The sequence below is a fragment of the Pseudomonas sp. FW305-7 genome, assembly GCF_058786735.1.
Genome location: NZ_JBYSZA010000014.1, coordinates 1 through 18,240, shown reverse-complemented (window position 1 = coordinate 18,240; position 18,240 = coordinate 1). Strand labels below are relative to the sequence as shown.

General features: G+C 58.6%; 19 protein-coding genes and 1 pseudogene. 9 read left to right on the top strand and 11 right to left on the bottom strand.

The genetic code is table 11. The annotated features are described in order from the left end of the window. Positions 1-6: 6 nt before the first annotated feature. The 4 genes from AC3WMT_RS17385 to AC3WMT_RS17370 all read right to left on the bottom strand — a co-directional run bounded on the left by AC3WMT_RS17385 (position 7) and on the right by AC3WMT_RS17370 (position 4,063). Entirely contained in the window at positions 7-879 is an 873-nt protein-coding gene (locus AC3WMT_RS17385; RefSeq protein ID WP_103305915.1) for an ABC transporter permease subunit, read from the bottom strand. After that, complete coding sequence (locus AC3WMT_RS17380) at positions 876-1,757, bottom strand: ABC transporter permease subunit (RefSeq protein WP_371919326.1); 882 nt, start codon at positions 1,755-1,757, stop codon at positions 876-878. Before AC3WMT_RS17380 ends, AC3WMT_RS17385 begins: the two co-directional genes overlap by 4 nt. Positions 1,758-1,786: 29 nt before the next feature. Next, complete coding sequence (gene potA, locus AC3WMT_RS17375) at positions 1,787-2,929, bottom strand: polyamine ABC transporter ATP-binding protein (protein WP_007962457.1); 1,143 nt, start codon at positions 2,927-2,929, stop codon at positions 1,787-1,789. Between the two features lie 372 nt (positions 2,930-3,301). Further along, a complete protein-coding gene (locus AC3WMT_RS17370; RefSeq protein WP_103305917.1) occupies positions 3,302-4,063 on the bottom strand; it encodes a gamma-glutamyl-gamma-aminobutyrate hydrolase family protein in 762 nt (253 codons plus the stop codon). A gap of 282 nt (positions 4,064-4,345) precedes the next feature. On the opposite strand from AC3WMT_RS17370, the gene AC3WMT_RS17365 reads away from it, so the two are divergent. The 4 genes from AC3WMT_RS17365 (at position 4,346) to AC3WMT_RS17350 (ending at position 9,721) form a co-directional block, all read left to right on the top strand. Further along, complete coding sequence (locus tag AC3WMT_RS17365; protein WP_103305918.1) at positions 4,346-5,722, top strand: glutamine synthetase family protein; 1,377 nt, start codon at positions 4,346-4,348, stop codon at positions 5,720-5,722. A gap of 199 nt (positions 5,723-5,921) precedes the next feature. After that, positions 5,922-7,412 carry an aldehyde dehydrogenase gene (locus tag AC3WMT_RS17360; protein ID WP_103305919.1) on the top strand — a complete coding sequence of 497 codons (1,491 nt, stop codon included), beginning with the start codon at positions 5,922-5,924 and terminating at the stop codon, positions 7,410-7,412. Positions 7,413-7,463: 51 nt separating this feature from the next. After that, positions 7,464-8,747 (top strand): NAD(P)/FAD-dependent oxidoreductase, encoded by a 1,284-nt coding sequence (locus AC3WMT_RS17355; RefSeq protein ID WP_103305920.1) that lies wholly within the window; start codon positions 7,464-7,466, stop codon positions 8,745-8,747. 425 nt (positions 8,748-9,172) lie between these two features. Beyond that, on the top strand, positions 9,173-9,721 hold the full coding sequence (locus AC3WMT_RS17350; protein ID WP_007950154.1) for a cupin domain-containing protein: 549 nt from the start codon (positions 9,173-9,175) through the stop codon (positions 9,719-9,721). Positions 9,722-9,781: 60 nt separating this feature from the next. Here the strand turns inward: AC3WMT_RS17350 and AC3WMT_RS17345 are convergent, their stop codons facing one another. Beyond that, positions 9,782-10,300 (bottom strand): hypothetical protein, encoded by a 519-nt coding sequence (locus tag AC3WMT_RS17345; RefSeq protein ID WP_103305921.1) that lies wholly within the window; start codon positions 10,298-10,300, stop codon positions 9,782-9,784. Positions 10,301-10,779: 479 nt separating this feature from the next. Here AC3WMT_RS17345 and AC3WMT_RS17340 point away from each other — a divergent pair, with 479 nt between their 5' ends. Further along, the gene (locus AC3WMT_RS17340; RefSeq protein WP_103305922.1) at positions 10,780-11,199 is read left to right on the top strand and encodes a hypothetical protein; all 420 of its coding nucleotides are present in this window, start codon (positions 10,780-10,782) and stop codon (positions 11,197-11,199) included. Positions 11,200-11,204: 5 nt separating this feature from the next. Here AC3WMT_RS17340 and AC3WMT_RS17335 read toward each other — a convergent pair whose 3' ends face one another. The 4 genes from AC3WMT_RS17335 to AC3WMT_RS17320 form a co-directional block, all read right to left on the bottom strand. Next, complete coding sequence (locus AC3WMT_RS17335) at positions 11,205-11,903, bottom strand: DUF4225 domain-containing protein (RefSeq protein WP_103305923.1); 699 nt, start codon at positions 11,901-11,903, stop codon at positions 11,205-11,207. Further along, complete coding sequence (locus AC3WMT_RS17330) at positions 11,896-12,396, bottom strand: Hcp family type VI secretion system effector (RefSeq protein ID WP_103305924.1); 501 nt, start codon at positions 12,394-12,396, stop codon at positions 11,896-11,898. The genes AC3WMT_RS17335 and AC3WMT_RS17330 overlap by 8 nt, the downstream gene beginning before the upstream one ends. 215 nt (positions 12,397-12,611) lie before the next feature. Continuing rightward, on the bottom strand, positions 12,612-12,878 hold the full coding sequence (locus AC3WMT_RS17325; RefSeq protein ID WP_371919327.1) for a fructose-bisphosphate aldolase: 267 nt from the start codon (positions 12,876-12,878) through the stop codon (positions 12,612-12,614). 192 nt (positions 12,879-13,070) lie between these two features. Further along, positions 13,071-13,502, bottom strand: coding sequence for a hypothetical protein (locus tag AC3WMT_RS17320; protein WP_103305926.1), 432 nt, complete (start codon positions 13,500-13,502; stop codon positions 13,071-13,073). 170 nt (positions 13,503-13,672) lie between these two features. Between AC3WMT_RS17320 and AC3WMT_RS17315 the strand changes: the two genes are divergently transcribed. From AC3WMT_RS17315 to AC3WMT_RS17300, 4 genes and pseudogenes are all read left to right on the top strand, one after another. Further along, positions 13,673-14,062 carry a hypothetical protein gene (locus AC3WMT_RS17315; RefSeq protein WP_103305927.1) on the top strand — a complete coding sequence of 130 codons (390 nt, stop codon included), beginning with the start codon at positions 13,673-13,675 and terminating at the stop codon, positions 14,060-14,062. Between the two features lie 15 nt (positions 14,063-14,077). Continuing rightward, the gene (locus tag AC3WMT_RS17310) at positions 14,078-14,500 is read left to right on the top strand and encodes an HD domain-containing protein (RefSeq protein WP_103305928.1); all 423 of its coding nucleotides are present in this window, start codon (positions 14,078-14,080) and stop codon (positions 14,498-14,500) included. 27 nt (positions 14,501-14,527) lie between these two features. Beyond that, positions 14,528-15,547, top strand: a complete 1,020-nt coding sequence (locus tag AC3WMT_RS17305) for an AbrB family transcriptional regulator (RefSeq protein WP_103305929.1) — start codon at positions 14,528-14,530, stop codon at positions 15,545-15,547. 124 nt (positions 15,548-15,671) lie between these two features. Continuing rightward, positions 15,672-16,118, top strand: a pseudogene (locus AC3WMT_RS17300) (hypothetical protein). Here the strand turns inward: AC3WMT_RS17300 and AC3WMT_RS17295 are convergent. Further along, the gene (locus AC3WMT_RS17295; RefSeq protein ID WP_103305930.1) at positions 16,103-17,128 is read right to left on the bottom strand and encodes a DUF2955 domain-containing protein; all 1,026 of its coding nucleotides are present in this window, start codon (positions 17,126-17,128) and stop codon (positions 16,103-16,105) included. The pseudogene AC3WMT_RS17300 and the gene AC3WMT_RS17295 sit on opposite strands and share 16 nt — an antisense overlap. Next, a partial coding sequence (locus AC3WMT_RS17290; RefSeq protein WP_256583578.1) for an HlyD family secretion protein occupies positions 17,118-18,240 on the bottom strand: 1,123 nt, incomplete at its 5' end. The genes AC3WMT_RS17290 and AC3WMT_RS17295, both read right to left, overlap by 11 nt.

The window sequence follows — 18,240 nt, the reverse complement described above, 5'->3', positions numbered from 1 at the left end:
AACTCTCTATGCGGTGGCGGCGCGCTGCGGCTGCCACGACTCATTCGCCGTCTGATCCATCGCTTCCTGAATCGCCTTCTTGCGGCTGGCCTCTGCCTTGCGGCCGAAGTACCAGACCAGGAAAGTCACCAGCGACACCGCCAGCAGAATCAAGCTCGCCACCGCGTTGATCTCAGGCTTCACGCCCAGACGCACCGCCGAGAACACTTCCATCGGCAGGGTGGTGGAGCCCGGCCCGGACACGAAGCTGGCCAACACCAGGTCATCCAGCGACAGCGCGAACGACATCATCCCGCCCGCGGCCAGCGACGGCGCGATCATTGGAATCGTGATGAGGAAGAACACCTTGAACGGCTTCGCGCCCAGATCCATCGCCGCTTCTTCGATCGACAGGTCCAGTTCACGCAGGCGGGCGGAGACTACCACCGCCACATAGGCTGCACAAAACGTGGTGTGGGCGATCCAGATCGTCACGATGCCACGTTCCTGCGGCCAGCCGATCAGTTGCGCCATCGCCACGAACAGCAACAACAGCGACAGACCGGTGATCACTTCCGGCATCACCAACGGCGCTGTGACCAGGCCACCAAACAGCGTGCGGCCCTTGAAGCGGGTGACGCGCGTCAGCACGAAGGCGGCGAGGGTGCCCAAGGCCACCGCAGCAATCGCGGTGTAGCAGGCGATTTCCAGCGAGCGCACCACCGAGCCCATCAGTTGCGTGTTGTCGAGCAAGCCGACGTACCACTTCACCGACCAGCCGCCCCACACCGTCACCAGTTTCGAGGCGTTAAACGAGTAGATCACCAGAATCAGCATCGGCAGATAGATGAACATCAGGCCGAAGATCAGCATGAACTTGGAAAAACCGAAGCGTTTCATCCCCGTGCCTCCATCTCTTTGGCCTGGCTGCGGTTGAACAGCAGAATCGGCACAATCAGTATCAACAGCATCACCACCGCCAGGGCGGATGCCACCGGCCAGTCGCGGTTATTGAAGAACTCTTGCCACAGCACGCGACCGATCATCAGTGTCTCCGGGCCACCCAGCAGTTCCGGAATCACGAACTCACCGACCACCGGAATGAACACCAGCATGCAGCCTGCAATAATGCCGTTCTTGGCCAGCGGCACGGTGATTTTCCAGAAGTTGTTGAAGTTGCTCGAGCCCAGATCCGACGCGGCTTCCAGCAGGCTGCCGTCGTGCTTCACCAGGTTGGCGTACAGCGGCAGCACCATGAACGGCAGATAGGCATAAACCACGCCGATATACACGGCGGTGTTGGTGTTGAGGATCTCGATCGGGTGATCGGTCAGCCCCGTCCACATCAGAAATGCGTTAAGCAGACCGTTGTTGCTGAGGATGCCCATCCACGCGTAAACGCGGATCAGGATTGCGGTCCAGGTCGGCATCATGATCAACAGCAGCAGGACGTTTTGCGTTTCCTTGCCGGTTTTGGTGATCGCGTAGGCCATCGGGAAACCGATCAGCAGGCACATCATCGTGCTCAGTGCCGCGACCTTCAGCGAACCGAGGTACGCCGACAGGTACAACTCGTCTTCGCCGAGCATGGTGTAGTTGCCGATGTTCAGCATCAGCTGGAATTTCTGTTCGGCGTAGGTGTAGATCTCCGAGTACGGCGGGATCGACAACGCGGCTTCCGAGAAACTGATCTTCATCACCAGAAAAAACGGCAGCATGAAGAACAGGAACAGCCAGATGAACGGGATGCCGATGACGAACTTTCGCCCGCTGGGCACCAGGCGCAGGAATTGCTGATTGAAGGTTCTCATGAGCGCAGTACCACGCCGCTGTCGTCTTCCCACCAGACGTAAACCTTGTCGTCCCAGGTCGGACGCGCACCACGGCGTTCGGCGTTGGCCATGAACGACTGGACGATTTTGCCGCCGGGCAGCTCGACGTAGAACACCGAGTGACCGCCGAGGTAAGCGATGTCATGCACCTTGCCTTCGGACCAGTTGTAGCGGACTTCCGGTTTGATGGTGCTGACGAGCATTTTTTCCGGGCGGATCGCGTAGGTGATCGACTTGTCCTGCACCGAAGTGCTGACGCCGTGACCGACGTAAATCTTCTGCTGCAAGTCCGGGCTGTGGATGATCGCGTGACCTTCCAGGTCTTCCACCACGGTGCCGTCGAAAGCGTTCACGTTGCCGATGAACTCGCAGACCATGCGGCTGACCGGGGCTTCATAGATATCGACCGGGCTGCCGATCTGGGCGATCCAGCCCAGGTGCATGATCGCAATGCGCTCGGCCATGGTCATGGCCTCTTCCTGGTCGTGGGTCACCATCACGCAAGTCACGCCGACGCGCTCGATGATCTCTACCAGCTCAAGCTGCATCTGCGAACGCAGCTTTTTATCCAGCGCGCCCATCGGTTCGTCGAGCAGCAACAGCTTCGGCCGCTTGGCCAGCGAGCGGGCGAGGGCGACGCGCTGGCGCTGACCGCCGGAAAGTTGATGCGGCTTGCGTTTGGCGTATTGGGTCATGTGCACCAGGCGCAGCATTTCTTCGACGCGGGCGTCGATTTCGCTGGCCGGCAAACGGTCCTGTTTCAAGCCGAAGGCGATGTTCTGCGCGACGGTCATGTGTGGGAACAGCGCGTAGGACTGGAACATCATGTTGATCGGCCGCTCGTACGGCGGCATGTCGGTGATGTCCACGCCGTCGAGCAGAATCCGCCCTTCAGTCGGCCGCTCGAAACCGGCGAGCATGCGCAGCAGGGTCGATTTGCCCGAACCGGAGCCGCCAAGCAAGGCAAAGATTTCACCCTGATGGATCTCCAGGGACACGTCGTCCACTGCCGTGGTTTCGTCGAACTTCTTGGTGACACGATCGACTTTCACCAACACCTTTTTCGGTTGCTGATGACCTTCAAGTGCCTTCCTGTAAGTGCTGGAGGCGTTTGCCATGTGAAACTCCCAACAGGTTTCAGTCGCCGGGCCAACGTGGCCTGGCTTAAGAGTGGATTGCAGATCTGTAAGTGCATTCCCGGTCGGATCACATCCCCCTGTGGGAGCTGGCTTGCCAGCGATGGCGGAGGGTCAGTCACCCATTATGTTGAAGGTGATGGCCTCATCGCTGGCAAGCCAGCTCCCACAGGGTTTTGCATTGATCTGACGGGTACAGCTCATACCGATCCGGCTTGGTCGGCGCCGCCGTCCTGGCTGCCTGGGTCGTACTTGTTGTTATTACGGTTTGTTGTTTTCACGGATGACGGATACGCACACGCGCAACCGCCGACCCCGTGGGGGCAGTAAACAGTTTTGAAATCCCGGGTTGTATCAGCGCTGGTTGCGTCGCGCCGCCCGTTGCCGGCAAGCCTCGCCGAATGCCTGGAAAATTCGCAGGTAGTTCGGGTTGTCGAGCACTTGCCATTCCGGGTGCCATTGCACGCCGAGGGCAAACGTCGGGCTGTGCTCGACCGAGATCGCCTCGATCAGACCGTCCGGCGCCACCGCTTCGGCGCGCAGGCCGGGGCCGAGGCGGTCGATGCCCTGACTGTGGATCGAGTTGACCTGGAACTCGCCCGGCAACTCCAGCGCTTCGAACACGCCGCCATCCAGCACGGTCACGGCGTGAGCCAGTGCGTATTGCACGGCCACGTCCGGACTATCGGCTTCGCGGTGATCGAGCATGCCCGGCAACTCGTGCACTTTCTGATGCAGGCTGCCGCCGAACGCCACGTTCATTTCCTGGAAACCACGGCAGATGCCGAGCACCGGAACGCCCGCCGCGATGGCTGCACGCAATAAAGGAAGGGTGGTGGCATCCCGCGCCGGATCGTGATCCGTGCCGGGGGCGCTGGCCGGGCCTTGATAGTGGAAAGGTTCCACATTCGAGGGCGAACCGGTCAGCAGCAGACCGTCGAGTTGACCGAGCAGGTCCTCGATTTCAGTCAGGTTGCCAAGGGAAGGAATGACCACTGGCAACCCCAGCGCCGCAACGCTGACAGCGCGAACGTATTTGTCGCCGCTGATGTGATAGGGGTGCAGGCCAATCTGTTTGACGCACGCAGTAACGCCGATCAATGGCTTGAATGCCATTTTTATTCACCTCGAAGTTTGACACTTGAACGAGCTTTTCCGGAGCTTAGCCTCGTTGATTTTAATTAACAACTGCCATGTAAAAAATTCTAAACGCCGCTCATCAAATCTTCATGATTTCCGGGCCTCTGGCACCTGTATTGGCACGAGAGTGTTAAAAAAGGCCCTAAAAATAAAGGCTGAGCGGCCAGCTGTTCGCTATTGACTTCACTTTGCCGTTCGGGTTGACTGGCTCGGCGAAACAGCAGTGAACATAATAATTAACAGCTAAATAGGTGCATCATGTCGGTCCCTCTGCGTACCGTTCAACTCAACGAAGCAAACGCATTCCTTAAGAAATATCCTGAGGTTTTGTACGTCGACCTTCTGATTGCGGATATGAACGGTGTGGTGCGCGGCAAGCGCATCGAACGCACCAGTCTTCATAAGGTTTACGAGAAAGGCATCAACCTGCCGGCCTCGCTCTTCGCCCTCGACATCAATGGCTCCACGGTGGAAAGCACCGGCCTGGGTCTGGACATCGGCGACGCTGACCGCATCTGCTACCCGATCCCCGGCACCCTGAGCATCGAGCCGTGGCAGAAGCGCCCAACCGCCCAATTGCTGATGACCATGCACGAGCTCGAAGGCGAGCCGTTCTTCGCCGACCCGCGTGAAGTGCTGGCCAACGTCGTGCGCAAGTTCGATGACATGGGCCTGACCATCTGCGCCGCGTTCGAACTCGAGTTCTACCTGATCGATCAGGACAACGTGAACGGTCGTCCGCAGTCGCCACGTTCGCCGGTATCGGGCAAGCGTCCGGTGTCGACTCAGGTCTACCTGATCGACGACCTCGACGAATACGTCGACTGCCTGCAAGACATCCTCGAAGGCGCGAAAGAGCAGGGCATCCCCGCTGACGCCATCGTCAAGGAAAGCGCCCCGGCGCAGTTCGAAGTCAACCTGCATCACGTCTCCGACCCGATCAAGGCGTGCGACTACGCCGTCCTGCTCAAGCGTCTGGTGAAAAACATCGCCTACGACCACGAGATGGATACCACCTTCATGGCCAAGCCTTATCCGGGTCAGGCGGGCAACGGTCTGCACGTACACATTTCGATTCTGGACAAAGAAGGCAACAACATCTTTGCCAGCGAGGATCCCGAGCAGAACGCCGCGCTGCGTCACGCGATCGGCGGTGTGCTGGAGACCCTGCCTGCGCAAATGGCGTTCCTGTGCCCGAACGTCAACTCGTACCGTCGTTTCGGCGCACAGTTTTACGTGCCGAACTCGCCGAGCTGGGGCATCGACAACCGCACCGTGGCCGTGCGCGTACCGACCGGTTCCGCCGACGCCGTGCGCATCGAGCATCGTGTTGCCGGTGCCGACGCCAACCCGTACCTGTTGATGGCATCGGTACTGGCCGGTATTCACCACGGTCTGACCAATCAGATCGAACCGGGCGCCCCGGTGGAAGGCAACAGCTACGAGCAGAACGAGCAGAGCCTGCCGAACAACCTGCGCGATGCACTGCGCGAACTGGACGACAGCGAAGTCATGGCCCGCTACATCGACCCGCTGTACATCGACGTGTTCGTCGCTTGTAAAGAAAGCGAGCTGGCCGAGTTCGAGAACTCGATCTCTGACCTTGAGTACAACTGGTATCTGCATACGGTCTAAAGACCTATAGCGATTCCTGATGCACACCACCAACCCCTGTGGGAGCGGGCTTGCCCGCGATGAGGCCGTCACCTTCAGCATTGAAGGCGACTGACCCACCGCTATCGCGGGCAAGCCCGCTCCCACAGGGTTTTGGTCAGGTCGTGAAGATTGTCGGCATTTCGGCAATCACCCAATTCCCCCTTGTCGAGCCACAACAATGACTACAACCCGCAACGACTGGGAACAACGCTTCCAGTCCCTGACCATCGAATCCCGCGCCTTTATCAACGGCCAATACCGCCCGGCGATCAGCGGCGACACCTTCGAATGCCTGAGCCCCGTTGACGGTCGTTTCCTCGCCTCCGTGGCCAGCACCGACGAAGCCGACGCCAACCTCGCCGTCGAAGTCGCGCGCCAGTCTTTCGAGTCCGGCGTGTGGGCGAAAAAAGCCCCGGCCGAGCGCAAACGCATCCTGATCCGCTTCGCCGATCTGATCCTCCAGAACCAGGAAGAACTGGCGCTGCTGGAAACCCTCGACATGGGCAAACCGATCAGCGACTCGATGAGCATCGACATCCCGGCGACCGCCAACGCGATCCGCTGGAGCGCCGAAGCCATCGACAAGATCTACGACGAAGTGGCGGCCACCCCGCACGATCAACTCGGCCTCGTCACTCGCGAGCCTTCCGGTGTCGTCGCGGCCATCGTGCCGTGGAACTTCCCGCTGATCATGGCCAGCTGGAAATTCGCTCCAGCGCTGGCGGCCGGTAACTCGTTCATCCTCAAACCTTCGGAAAAATCGCCGCTGACCGCCATCCGCATCGCGCAGTTGGCGTTGGATGCCGGCATTCCAAAAGGCGTGTTCAACGTCCTGCCTGGCTTCGGCCACACCGTCGGCAAAGCATTGGCGTTGCACATGGACGTCGACGTGCTGGCCTTCACCGGCTCCACGGCGATTGCCAAACAGCTGATGATTTATGCCGGCCAAAGCAACATGAAACGCGTCTGGCTCGAAGCGGGGGGCAAGAGCCCGAACGTGGTGTTTGCCGACGCACCGGACTTGCGCGCAGCAGCCCAGGCCGCCGCCGGCGCCATCGCCTTCAACCAGGGCGAAGTGTGCACCGCCGGTTCGCGTCTGCTGGTCGAGCGTTCGATCCGCGAGCAGTTCATCCCGTTGCTGGTGGAAGCACTGCAAGCGTGGAAGCCGGGTCACGCACTGGACCCGGCGACCACCGTGGGTGCCGTGGTCGATCAGCGTCAACTGGACAACGTGCTGCGCTACATCAGCATCGGACGTGAGGAGGGCGCCGAGCTGATTGCTGGCGGCCAACGCGCTCTCGAAGAAACCGGTGGCCTCTATGTGCAGCCGGCGATCTTCGATGGCGTGACCAATGCGATGACCATCGCCCGCGAAGAAATCTTCGGCCCGGTGCTGTCGCTGATCACCTTCGACACCGCTGAAGAAGCGCTGCAGATCGCCAACGACAGCATCTTCGGCCTCGCCGCCGGTGTGTGGACCAGCAACCTGAGCAAGGCGCACACCTTCGCCCGGGGCCTGCGCGCCGGTAGCGTCTGGGTCAACCAGTACGACGGCGGCGACATGACCGCGCCGTTCGGTGGCTTCAAGCAGTCGGGCAACGGTCGCGACAAATCGCTGCACGCGTTCGACAAGTACACCGAGCTGAAAGCGACCTGGATCAAGCTCTAACTCTTTTACAACGGTGGTCGCTTTAACCGGCGACCCTCGGAGAACAATAAAATGAAACAACAACACGTCAACAGCTACTACGCCGCCACCCGCAACGAAGTCATCGACTTCCCGACTCTTGAAGAGTCGGTCGAGTGCGACGTCTGCATCATCGGCGCCGGCTACACCGGTCTGTCCTCGGCGCTGTTCCTGACCGAAGCCGGCTACAAGGTGACCGTACTGGAAGCGGCAAAAGTCGGCTACGGCGCCAGCGGTCGCAACGGCGGGCAACTGGTCAACTCCTACAGTCGCGACGTCGATGTGATCGAAGAACGCTACGGCGACAAGACTGCGGAAATCCTCGGCAGCATGATCTTCGAAGGCGCCGACATCATCCGTTCGCGCATCAAGGACTACGACATCAAATGCGATTACCGCCCGGGCGGTATCTTCGCAGCGATGAACAAGAAACAACTCAACGGTCTGGCAGAGCAAAAGCGCAGCTGGGAACGCTACGGCAACCGCAATCTGAAGATGCTTGACGCTGCGGATATTCGTCGTGAAGTCGGTTCCGATGCCTACGTCGGCGGCTTGCTGGACATGCAGGGCGGCCACGTTCACCCGTTGAACCTGGCCCTCGGTGAAGCGGCGGCCATTGTGCGTCTGGGCGGCAAGATCTACGAGCAATCGGCGGCCGTTGAAATCAAGTACGGCGAGCCAAATGTCGTACGCACCGCCAAAGGCCAAGTGCGCGCCAAGTACCTGCTGATCGCCGGCAACGCCTACCTGCCGCAAGGTCTGGACAATCGCGTGACCGCCAAAAGCATGCCGTGCGGCTCGCAGATCGTCGTCACCGAACCGTTGACTGAAAAACAGGCACGCAGCCTGATCACCAACAACTACTGCGTCGAAGACTGCAACTATCTGCTCGACTACTACCGTCTGACTGCCGACAACCGCCTGCTGTACGGCGGCGGCGTGGTCTACGGTGCGCGTGAACCGGACGACATCGAACAACTGATCCGCCCGAAGATTCTCAAGACCTTCCCGCAGCTCAAAGACGTCAAAATCGACTACCGCTGGACCGGCAACTTCTTGCTGACCATGTCGCGTATGCCGCAATTCGGCCGCATCGAGAAAAACGCCTACTACATGCAAGGCTACAGCGGCCACGGCGTCACCTGCTCGCACCTGGCCGGCAAACTGATCTCGGAAATGATCCGCGGCGACGCCGAACGCTTCAACGCCTTCGCCTCCCTGCCACACATGCCAATGCTCGGCGGCCGCACGTTCTCGGCGCCGTTGACTGCGCTCGGCGCGGTGTACTACTCGCTGCGTGACCGCTTCGGCATCTAGGTTACCTCCCCGGCGGCGGCCCCCAAGACCCCGCCGGTTTTTTACCTGACACCAAAGCTCAAACTGTAGGAGTGAGCCTGCTCGCGATGAGGCCAGCCCGGGCACCATCACTTCTCCAGAAACACCACAAACCCTGTGGGAGTCTGGCTTGCCAGCGATGGCGGTCAATCAGCAAAAAGTAATGTTGAATGTGCCACCCAATCGCTGGCAAGCCAGCTCCCACAGGTTTTGTATTCAGCCCAGAATTACCAACGGCAGGCTCATTTGATCCACCGTCCATCGAACCTGCTGAGCAACACCAGCAAACGTGATTTAATAGCCGCCTTTCACGGTTCCGGGACACGGGAGCAACGTGATCCGCGCCCTCGGCGCGTCACCCGCCACCCACCCCCATCGCCCTTAAGTCGTTCTCACATAAGGCTGTCATGGATACGGGTTCTCGACTCAAACTAGTACGCGAAAGCTACAAACTCTCCCAGCGCGAGCTGGCCCGGCGTAGCGGCGTGACCAATGCCACCATTTCCCTGATCGAACAGAATCGCGTCAGTCCCTCGGTCAGCTCCCTGAAAAAGCTGCTCGAAGGCATCCCGATGTCCCTGGCCGACTTCTTCACCTTCGACCAGCCGCCGCGCGAGCATCAATACGTCTTCCGGGCTAATGAACAGCCTGATCTCGGCCGCCATGGCCTGCGTCTGCTGCTGATCGGCGCCTCGGTGCCAAGCCGCCAGATGCGCTTGCTGCGCGAGCAATACGCCCCAGGTGCGAGTTCCGGGGAAGAGCCGATTGTGCATGCGGAAGGTGAGGAGTGCGGGCTTGTTACGCGCGGCACGGTTGAGTTGACCGTGGATGGCTCGGTGAGTGTTTTGAATGCCGGGGATGGGTATTACTTTCCGACAACGTTGCCGCACAAGTTCCGCAATATCGGGGCGGATGAGGCTGAGATTATTAGTGCGAATACGCCCGCCAACTTCTGATTACTGACCGATGCCAGAAGCGGCGGATGGCCGCTTCATGCGCATTCGATGACAGCGCCCTCAGGGCGTTGGCATGCTTAACCGATCCAGAGCACAGTTGTTGGCCGGTGTCTGCTCAGCCAGAACCAGTCGAGCTCCGGAATCCAGATCAACGATGTTGATCTGGCAGCTACTGATGACAGTCGGGCCATCGCTGATTCCACCTTCGACCACATATCGTGCGCCCGGCTTGAACTCGGTGACAAATTCGACCGAGCACCTGCGTTGCGCTGTGGCCGCACCCTCAAGCACCAGGCGGATCGGCTTGCCGGCCTCAATGGCTCGAAAACCCTGATGCTCCGTTGGATATCCCCCTCTGACCGAAAATAATTGCCGCTCGGGTGTCACCGGGACTGATCTGCCGTACTTACAGGCAATGGTCGGCGCTGCGCTGAGGGCGATGTAGTTGTGACGGCTGAGCAATGCGTCCATCTCACTGCGAATCTGCGCTTGAGGTGCGTTGGCCGGGGGCTCGTATTGCGGCATTGGCGCGCAACCTGCGATCAAAAGCAGGGCCGAGCCTGCGTACAACAGTTTCATGGCATTTCTGTCCGTAGTGGTTTGAGGTGGGTCATGAAGGTGACGGGATTACTTGCAGGGGGCTGCCTGACAGAATGACTTCTTTTGAGCACGTCTGCGTCATCTGGTCATTCGAGGCTCATCCAGCGGTCGGTGGCAGGATAATCGGCGCTGAAGCTATCAAATTGACACTATCTATTCCAGAGCCATTTTCGAGATGCGCAAGGTAGTTTTTTTGCGCCGTAGCGGAGATTCGTCAAGTAGCGTGGAGTGCGGGATTCCTTTTGGGGGGCGTAATTTCTTGATGGAAGGAAAAGTTTGTAGGCTCGATAGTATTGCTTTGTAAGAAAGCTCTGAGCAAGTACCTGATGACGCGGCATCCATGAAGCTATTGTTCTTCTGGCATGTTTGAATTGCATGACAGATATTCTTTATAGTTGGCAGGGCGTGAGGGGGAGTAGAAGTTCTCGAGATGTGTGTCTTGTGAGTGTGGGCTCTATATGTTGATTCGAGAGTTTTGTGTAGTTGTTGGTCTTTTTATCCTCACTATTCTTCTCAGTGCGTTGTATGGTGCGTTACTGGTACATAACCTTGGTAAGGTTTTTCCTTTGGATGGAGTTGTCAAAAAGGTGGTTTTGGGTTTTGTTTTTTTGGGGATGTTGTTTGTTAATTTTCGTTATTTCTTTGTTGAACAGCTTGCGGAATCGCTTGGTCGAGATACCAAGGTAGAAAAAACCCCAGTGATTGTCGGTTATCTTTATATCTTTATTTCTGCATTGTTTTGCGCTGAGGTTATCGTTCAATTCATCGCTCAGATTGTTGGTGAAGGATTCGGTTTTACCGATCTTTATCGGGGTGTTATAGGTGTGGTAGCGTTTGTGATAATTTCTATTTGGTTTTGGTTGCGTACAGAATTGTGATGCAACTAATTTGATGTTGGATTATTTGTGTCGTCTTTGTCTGTCATGCTTTTTATTGTAAATGAGTTAACCAGGGCTTCAAATGCTAAAGCCGCTTTTCCCATCTGATGGTAGACGTGCTCATAGTTTATCGGATCTCGAATAAACAGTTCGGTTGAGTCGGTTTTGCGAGTCAGTCTAAAGATGCCAATGATAGAAAGGCTTAAGTCGGCTGAGTAATAACTTATATTTCCATCGATTTCTCCTAAAAAAACTTGGTAGAGCTGTCTAGTAGGGCCGGTGATACCTTCTTTGCCTGGGCCGTTGTAAATATTCCCTAGACCTTCGTAAATATTGTTAACGCCATGGGCGTAGTACGCTACCCCCAGTGGCAGATTAATACCTCTCCGTTGCCCTATTAATATCGTACCTGTTTGTGCCTGCATTACTCCCGCCGCTACGCCAACGCCATTTTGCGCATAGAACAATACTTTTTCCGATAAGTCAGCGTACTCATCTTTCAGTGCCAGCAACCCTTGCTTCGCACTAATGACACCTTCATCCACCGCCCGAATAATCTCATTCGCATAAGACGAAACGAACTCGCCAAATCTGAGCTGACTGAAACTGTCATACAGCTGAGTAGCGCCAATCTGGCAGCCGAAGGCGACCAGATCAGCAGCAGCCCGTGTGACATCGTTAATGTCACACGAATCCTCATTCATCCTCGTTGCCCCAAGTGCTGTAGCCGCAGGTGCCCGCCTGAATGTGCGTCCAACTGATCTCTCGGTAAGTGAATGACACCAGTTCCTGTGGCTGTGCGTCGTTCAAATGGATGGCGTGGGGGACCTGGAGGTTGATGTGGGCGACTTTTGCACCGGCGATGTGGATTTTGAAGTATTTGTCCTGAGTACCAGCGGGAGAGGTTCGGTAGAAGAAAATGGTGCAGTCGAGCACTTCGCGTTCGTGAAGTGCGGAGGACAGGAGGGGGGAGGATTTGTCGATGTTCTTGGTGATCATGATCGGTAAGTGCTTGCCACGGTCGGCAGTGACGCCGCCGTTATTGTCGGTAGTCATGTTGTGGGAGTAGGCCAGGACCATGATTTCGTCGAGGTGACCCAGTTGGCATTTGTTGCCGATCGAATTTGTGTCGGAGCAACCGGCCGAGATCAGACCTTGTCGGTTTCCAGTAATGCTCATATAGCTGTGGTTGGCCATGGATGCTCTGCTTTATTGAATGGAGAACTCTTGTTTGAAGAGTAACCGTCGACTAAAGCCGGAACAGTGAGGTGCGGGTTCGCTGTGGGTGATGTTCAGACGTGTCTTACAAGGGGCGCGGAAGTCAGGAGATGATTATTCCGAAGTGCCAACGACGTTATCGCTGATTGGGTGACCGGGCTTTTATGAAGTTGGCACTTTTTGCAGTGTGTTGGTTATGAGGTCGGCGCTTCGAAACCTCGCTGCTCGATTACCCGAAACACGTCACTGACATCCTGGACCATGATTCGGGCGATGTTGGTGACGGTGTTGATATCGTGCTCGGCGTAATCGGGGAGGCTGGTGCAGGCGATGAGGTCGAGGTATTTGAGGACGGCGTTGAGGCGTTCGGCGAGGCAGGCTTCGTAATCCGTGGCGTGCGGCGTATCTGGAGAAATGAGCTCGCTGGTTTGGGGCCGCTTCGTAGCCCATCGGGGATGAATCCCCTCGCCGCAAGGGGTGTTTTCCTACGCGTTTTTCAGACTTCAAATTTGGTCGAGTCTAAAGTCATGGGTTGTATGTGCTCCAGAGTCCGCTTCGCAGCACAGCGAGAGCAAGCTCCCTCGCCACAGTGGTTGCATTGACGCATAAAAAGGGACACCCAGCGGTGTCCCTTTTCGTACGCTCAACAAACATCACTTCGCCTTCCACTGCCCACCACCACTCTCACAATCAATCTTCGCCTGTCCCAGATTCTCCGCGCCGTAGTAATACGTGGTCACCTGCGCGCCCTCCGGGATATTCAACGCCTTGGCGTTTTTATCCTTGCTGGTGGAGTGCGGGTTGGCGAGGGATTCTTGGGTAAGGGTGGCGATGCAGGTGGCTTGATAGTGGTCATCGCACTGTTGGACCTTTTTCTTGGCGGCGTTGACCATGTCTTTGCTTTCGTTGCTGCATGACCAGTCGATGGCATTGACGGGCATGCCTTCGTATTCGTAGCAGCTATGGCCGGAGACGGTAGGCACGGAGGCGCTGGAGGAGCGGGTCTCGACGTCGCAGCCTTCGGCCATGACGCAGGTGGGGATGACGCAGAACGTGGCGAGCAGAAGCAGGAATCGAATGTTCATCGGTATTTCCTCTTCAAGGGCGCCGGTTCTGATCAGTGATGGGGCGGGGCGCTTATGGTTTCGAGATTGCACAGGAGAAGGAGGTTCAATCAGGTTTTTGATTTGCGCTGTTCGCGTAGACTGCGAAACAATCGGACACATCTAGCGCCCCAAGGATTGGAATATTGCCCATGATCGAGATCGGCGGTCGCAACAACGCCCCCACGCCGCAGCACAAGACCCACGACGTCTACTTCTTCAGCATCGACTTGACCCGAGCGGCCACGCCTTTTTGTTTCGAACAATCGATTGGTGGCGGGCATGCCGAGCAGGGCGGCGCGATCTGGTTGGCGCTGGATGAGCTGGAGGCCTGGCCCGGTGAGTGGCGTGAGCATTTGAAGAAGTCTGATTGTGCCTGGGTCGCTGAGTTGATCGATGCACATCCTGGTGTGGATCAAGTGACATTGGTGTCGATGATTCTCAAGCGTCACTCCGAGCCAGCGAAGCCAGCCGGTCGCTTGAAGGCCATTGGCGCTTGGCTCAAACGCAATATCCACGTTGGCGGCCGGTATGGCATTTAACCCGAGGAAACCCCTATGACTCAAACTCTCGAACGCGCCATTGCCATTGCCGCCACCGCGCACGCGGGGCAGGTCGACAAGGGCGGGGCGCCGTACATTTTGCATCCGCTGAAGGTGATGCTGCGCATGACCACGCTGGAGGAGCGCATCGTCGCGGTGCTGCACGATGTGGTCGAGGATTGCGCTATCAGTCTCGACGACTTGCGCAAGGAAGGCTTCAGCGAAGAGGTGCTGACGGCCATCGCATCGGTGACCAAAGTGCCCGGCGAGTCCTACGAGGATTTCGTCGAACGCGCCGCACAGAACCCGATCGGTCGCGTGGTCAAACTCGCAGATCTGGAAGAAAACAGCGACCTGTCGCGGATCGCCTCGCCGAGTTGGGAGGATCTGGAGCGGATCGAGAAGTATCGGCGCGCGATTGGACGGTTGCGCGCTTAAGCCATTTGAATTGCCAGGAAGGCGAATATGAAATCCATTCTGTGTCTGTTGATCGCCGCCGGTTTTGGCGCTGCGTTGCAATCCCTCGGCGTGCCTCACGGCTTGCTGTTGGGCTCGATCCTGGTCACCGCACTGGTCGTCACCCGATCAGGTTTCGCACCCGCGACGCCTTATGGCTTGGGTTACATCCAGGTCTCGCTGGGCATCGCCACCGGGCTAATGTTTGAGGCGTGGGACAGTGCGACGGCGTCGACCATGCTCCCAAGCCTTGGCGTTTTGCTGCTGTGTCTGACGGTGCAGATTGCCCTGGCCGGTTGGTGGCTGACGCGTGGGGCAGGGTGGAACCGCACGGATGCGCTACTCGCGGTGTATCCGGGGGCACTGGCGGCGGTGTTTGATTTGCTCGAGTCGGAGAAGGCGTCGAGCAAAGTCATCATCGTGCATCTGATGCGGTTACTGCTGATCACGGTGTTGGTGAGCTTTTTGATTCCGGGGCAGGTGTCAGTGGCTGCTGTTGAAAGCGATCCGTTGACCACCGGCATGGCGCTGACGGTTTTCTCGGTAATCGGCTTGAGCGTCGTGCTCGGTCGATTGCTGCTGGTGATTGGCGTGCCGGCGCCCTTCATGCTCACGGCGATCATCATCACCGCAGTCTGTGTAAAAGCAGGCTGGTTGCACGGTTTTCACATGCCCGACTGGAGCTTGAATCTGGCGGCGCTGATTCTCGGCGTGCGCATCGGCTCGCGGTTCCAGGGTTTGGGCTTCAAGGAATTGGGTCGGCATGGTCGTACGGCGCTGGTCTCGGTCGGGTTGATGATCGTGGTCGCGGCGGCATTTGCCGAAGTGGCGGCGCGATTCCTCGGGAGTGATCCGTTGTCGTTATGGCTGGCGTACATGCCGGGGGCGATCGAGACGATTGCGATTGTCGCGTTTGCCGGTGGGCTGAACGTGGTGTTTATCCTGACTCACCACTTGGCGCGGATGGTGCTGCTGCATTTTGCGCCGGCGTTGTTGGTGCAGGTGCGGCGGGTGCGGGAGGGGGCCTGACTACGCATCATCCGTCGTGGTGAGGGAGTTTGCTCCTTCACCACGCAAATGAGATTGCTGCTGTTGAACTACACTTCCCGATTACCCCGCCTCACAGCCAATCCAGGCCCCGCCGGAGGTAATCATGAACCGTTTATCGTCCACCGCTCTCTTGATCGCCGCTCTTTGCGCCACGCAAGCCAATGCGCAAACCGTCGTCCCGCTCTAGGGCCAGACCTCGCAACAAACCCAGATCGACATCAACGACTGCCACTCGGTCGCCGCCAGTTCCACCACATCAACCCCGCAAACCGGCGGTCGCCTTAAGGGCGCTGCCGTGGGTGCTGCGGCCGGTGCAACAGCGGCTGAGGTGCGCGGTCGCCAGCACGACGAGTTGTACGATGCGGTCGACGATGACCGTAAGCAGGATTACCGGCAGAACCGCGCCAGACAGACGGCAACCGCCGGCGCTGTAGTCGGTGGCGCACGGCAGCGGCAGGAGCGACGCGCGCAGAGCAAAACCGATGCGGCAGCCAGTTCCAGTGCCTACACCGGGTGTCTGCAAGGGCGCGGCTATCAGGTCACGCCTTGACGCTGGGGTTTGTGCGCTTCGAGCAGGTGCATCATCAGCGCGCTGTACAACGTCACCAGAATGAACAGGCCCATGCGCACGGCGAATGCGGTGTAGACGTCTTTGCCGGCGGCGCTGTCCTGCACTGATTGGCCGAGCAGGATGATCATCGTCACCAGGGTGTTGAGCCAGAAGCCCGGACTGAACCGCGTCGCACTAAGGCGATAGAGTTTGCGCGCCAGCCATAACCCGAACAGCAGCATCCACAGAAAGAACATCCACAGGTGCACGAACAGGCTCAATCCGCACCACAGCAGTACCGCCAGCACGCCCGCGAGCAGGGTCGAACCGAGCAATTCGCGCCCGGCGTGGTGGGTGTGAGTGGTGGAGCTTTGCTGGCCGAGGCTGACAGCTTTGAGGATGATCGGCAGATAACTCGCCGGGTCGCTCAGGGCCAGCAAAAAGGTTGGCAGCACGATCAGCGTGGCGCGCAAGGCCACACGCGGGACTTCGTCGGCGGGCATCGCGGGCGGCTTCGGGGGCACAGGGCTGTCGGGCCGTTCCGGAAACAGTGCGTGACTGATACCGACCACCGCGACCGCCAGCAACAGGCCTTTGACCAGTGCGCCAATCACCGCCATCGCCAGATCAAACTCGGCGAACCCGGCGGCGGAGATCATGGTCATGCCGATCATCAGAAACGTCACGATCAACGGATTGCCGCCACGCAGGCCAAAGCGAAACACCACAAACAAACCGGTGCCGATCAACAACACGCCGCTCACCGGGTAATAACGCAGCAACGGCACCAACAGCAGGCCAATGCTCGTGGTGAGCGCCGCCGCCAGCGCCAATACCAACGCACCTTTGAGCGGTAATGGCCGGGGCAGACTGGCCAGCAGCAACACCGCCAACACCGGCGAAATAAACGCCAGCGGCAATGCCAAGGCATAACTGGCAGCGGTGCACAGCGCCGTGCCGAACGCCAGGCGCAAGGCCCGTTGCGCCGGGACGCTGCGCTCAGTAGGCATACGACAGCCAGCTCATCAGGCTGACAAACAACCGTCCCAACGGGTTGAGCGGATTGCCTTCGCTGGGGAACGCCATGACTTCGGCCTGACCCCCAGCACGGATGGCGCGACTGTCGATCAGGCGTTTCTTCGCCTCTTCAGTGAACTCGATGATCACCGGGAAACGCTGCGCCGGACGCAACCAGTCGCGGCTGTTCTGGATACTCGGCAGCGTGCCGGGCGGCGGGGTCTGGCCGACGCTGACGCCGTAACCGACGCTGCGCACCCGGCCCTCAAGCACCTCACCGGGTAGGGCGTCGAGGACGATGGCCACCGCCGTTCCGGGTTGCACGCGGCCGAGGTTGTTTTCGGTGAGGTCGGCGCTGATCCACACGTCATGAATCGCGATCAAGGTCATCACCGGGCTGCCCGCGGCGGTGAACTGGCCGACGTCGGTGCGCAGGTCGGTGATCAACCCGGCCGAACGCGCGCCGATGCGGGTGTTGGCCAGATCCAGTTCGGCTTTGGCCAGTGCCGAGGCAGCGCTGCGCAACTGGGCGTTGGTGTCGGTGTTGCCGCCTTCCTGCTCTTGTGCGCGCTGTACTTCGGCGTGGGCAGCGGCGACTTGGGCGACCGCTTGTTCGCGGTTGGCTCGCGATACCTCAAGAAGACGGACAGAGACCGTGCCAGGGTCCTGTTTATACAAACCTTCAAGCCGCTGATTGTCCTGCCGCGCCTTGAGTTCGTTGGCTTGGGCTGCGCGTAATGAAGCTTGCGCCGAAGCGATTCCGGCAGTGCTCGCACCGACCTGACGGCGGGTCGATTCCAGATCGGCTTTCGCCCGATCGACCGCTATTTGCAGTGGCTGTGGGTCGAGTTCAAAGAGGACATCGCCAGCCTTTACATCCTGATTGTTGCGCACGTTGACGCGGATCACCCGACCCGCAACTTCCGCCGCCACCGGAATCACGAATGCGCCGACCCGCGCTTGTTGGGTATAGGGCGTGTAGCGGTCGGCGAGCAGGTACCAGGCCAGGCTCAGTACGATCAGCAAAAGCACCCAGCGGATGCCTTTTTTTGCAGGATCGGGCTGGGCAGGCGCGGGGGCCGGGGCGGGTGGCGCGGCTTCAGTC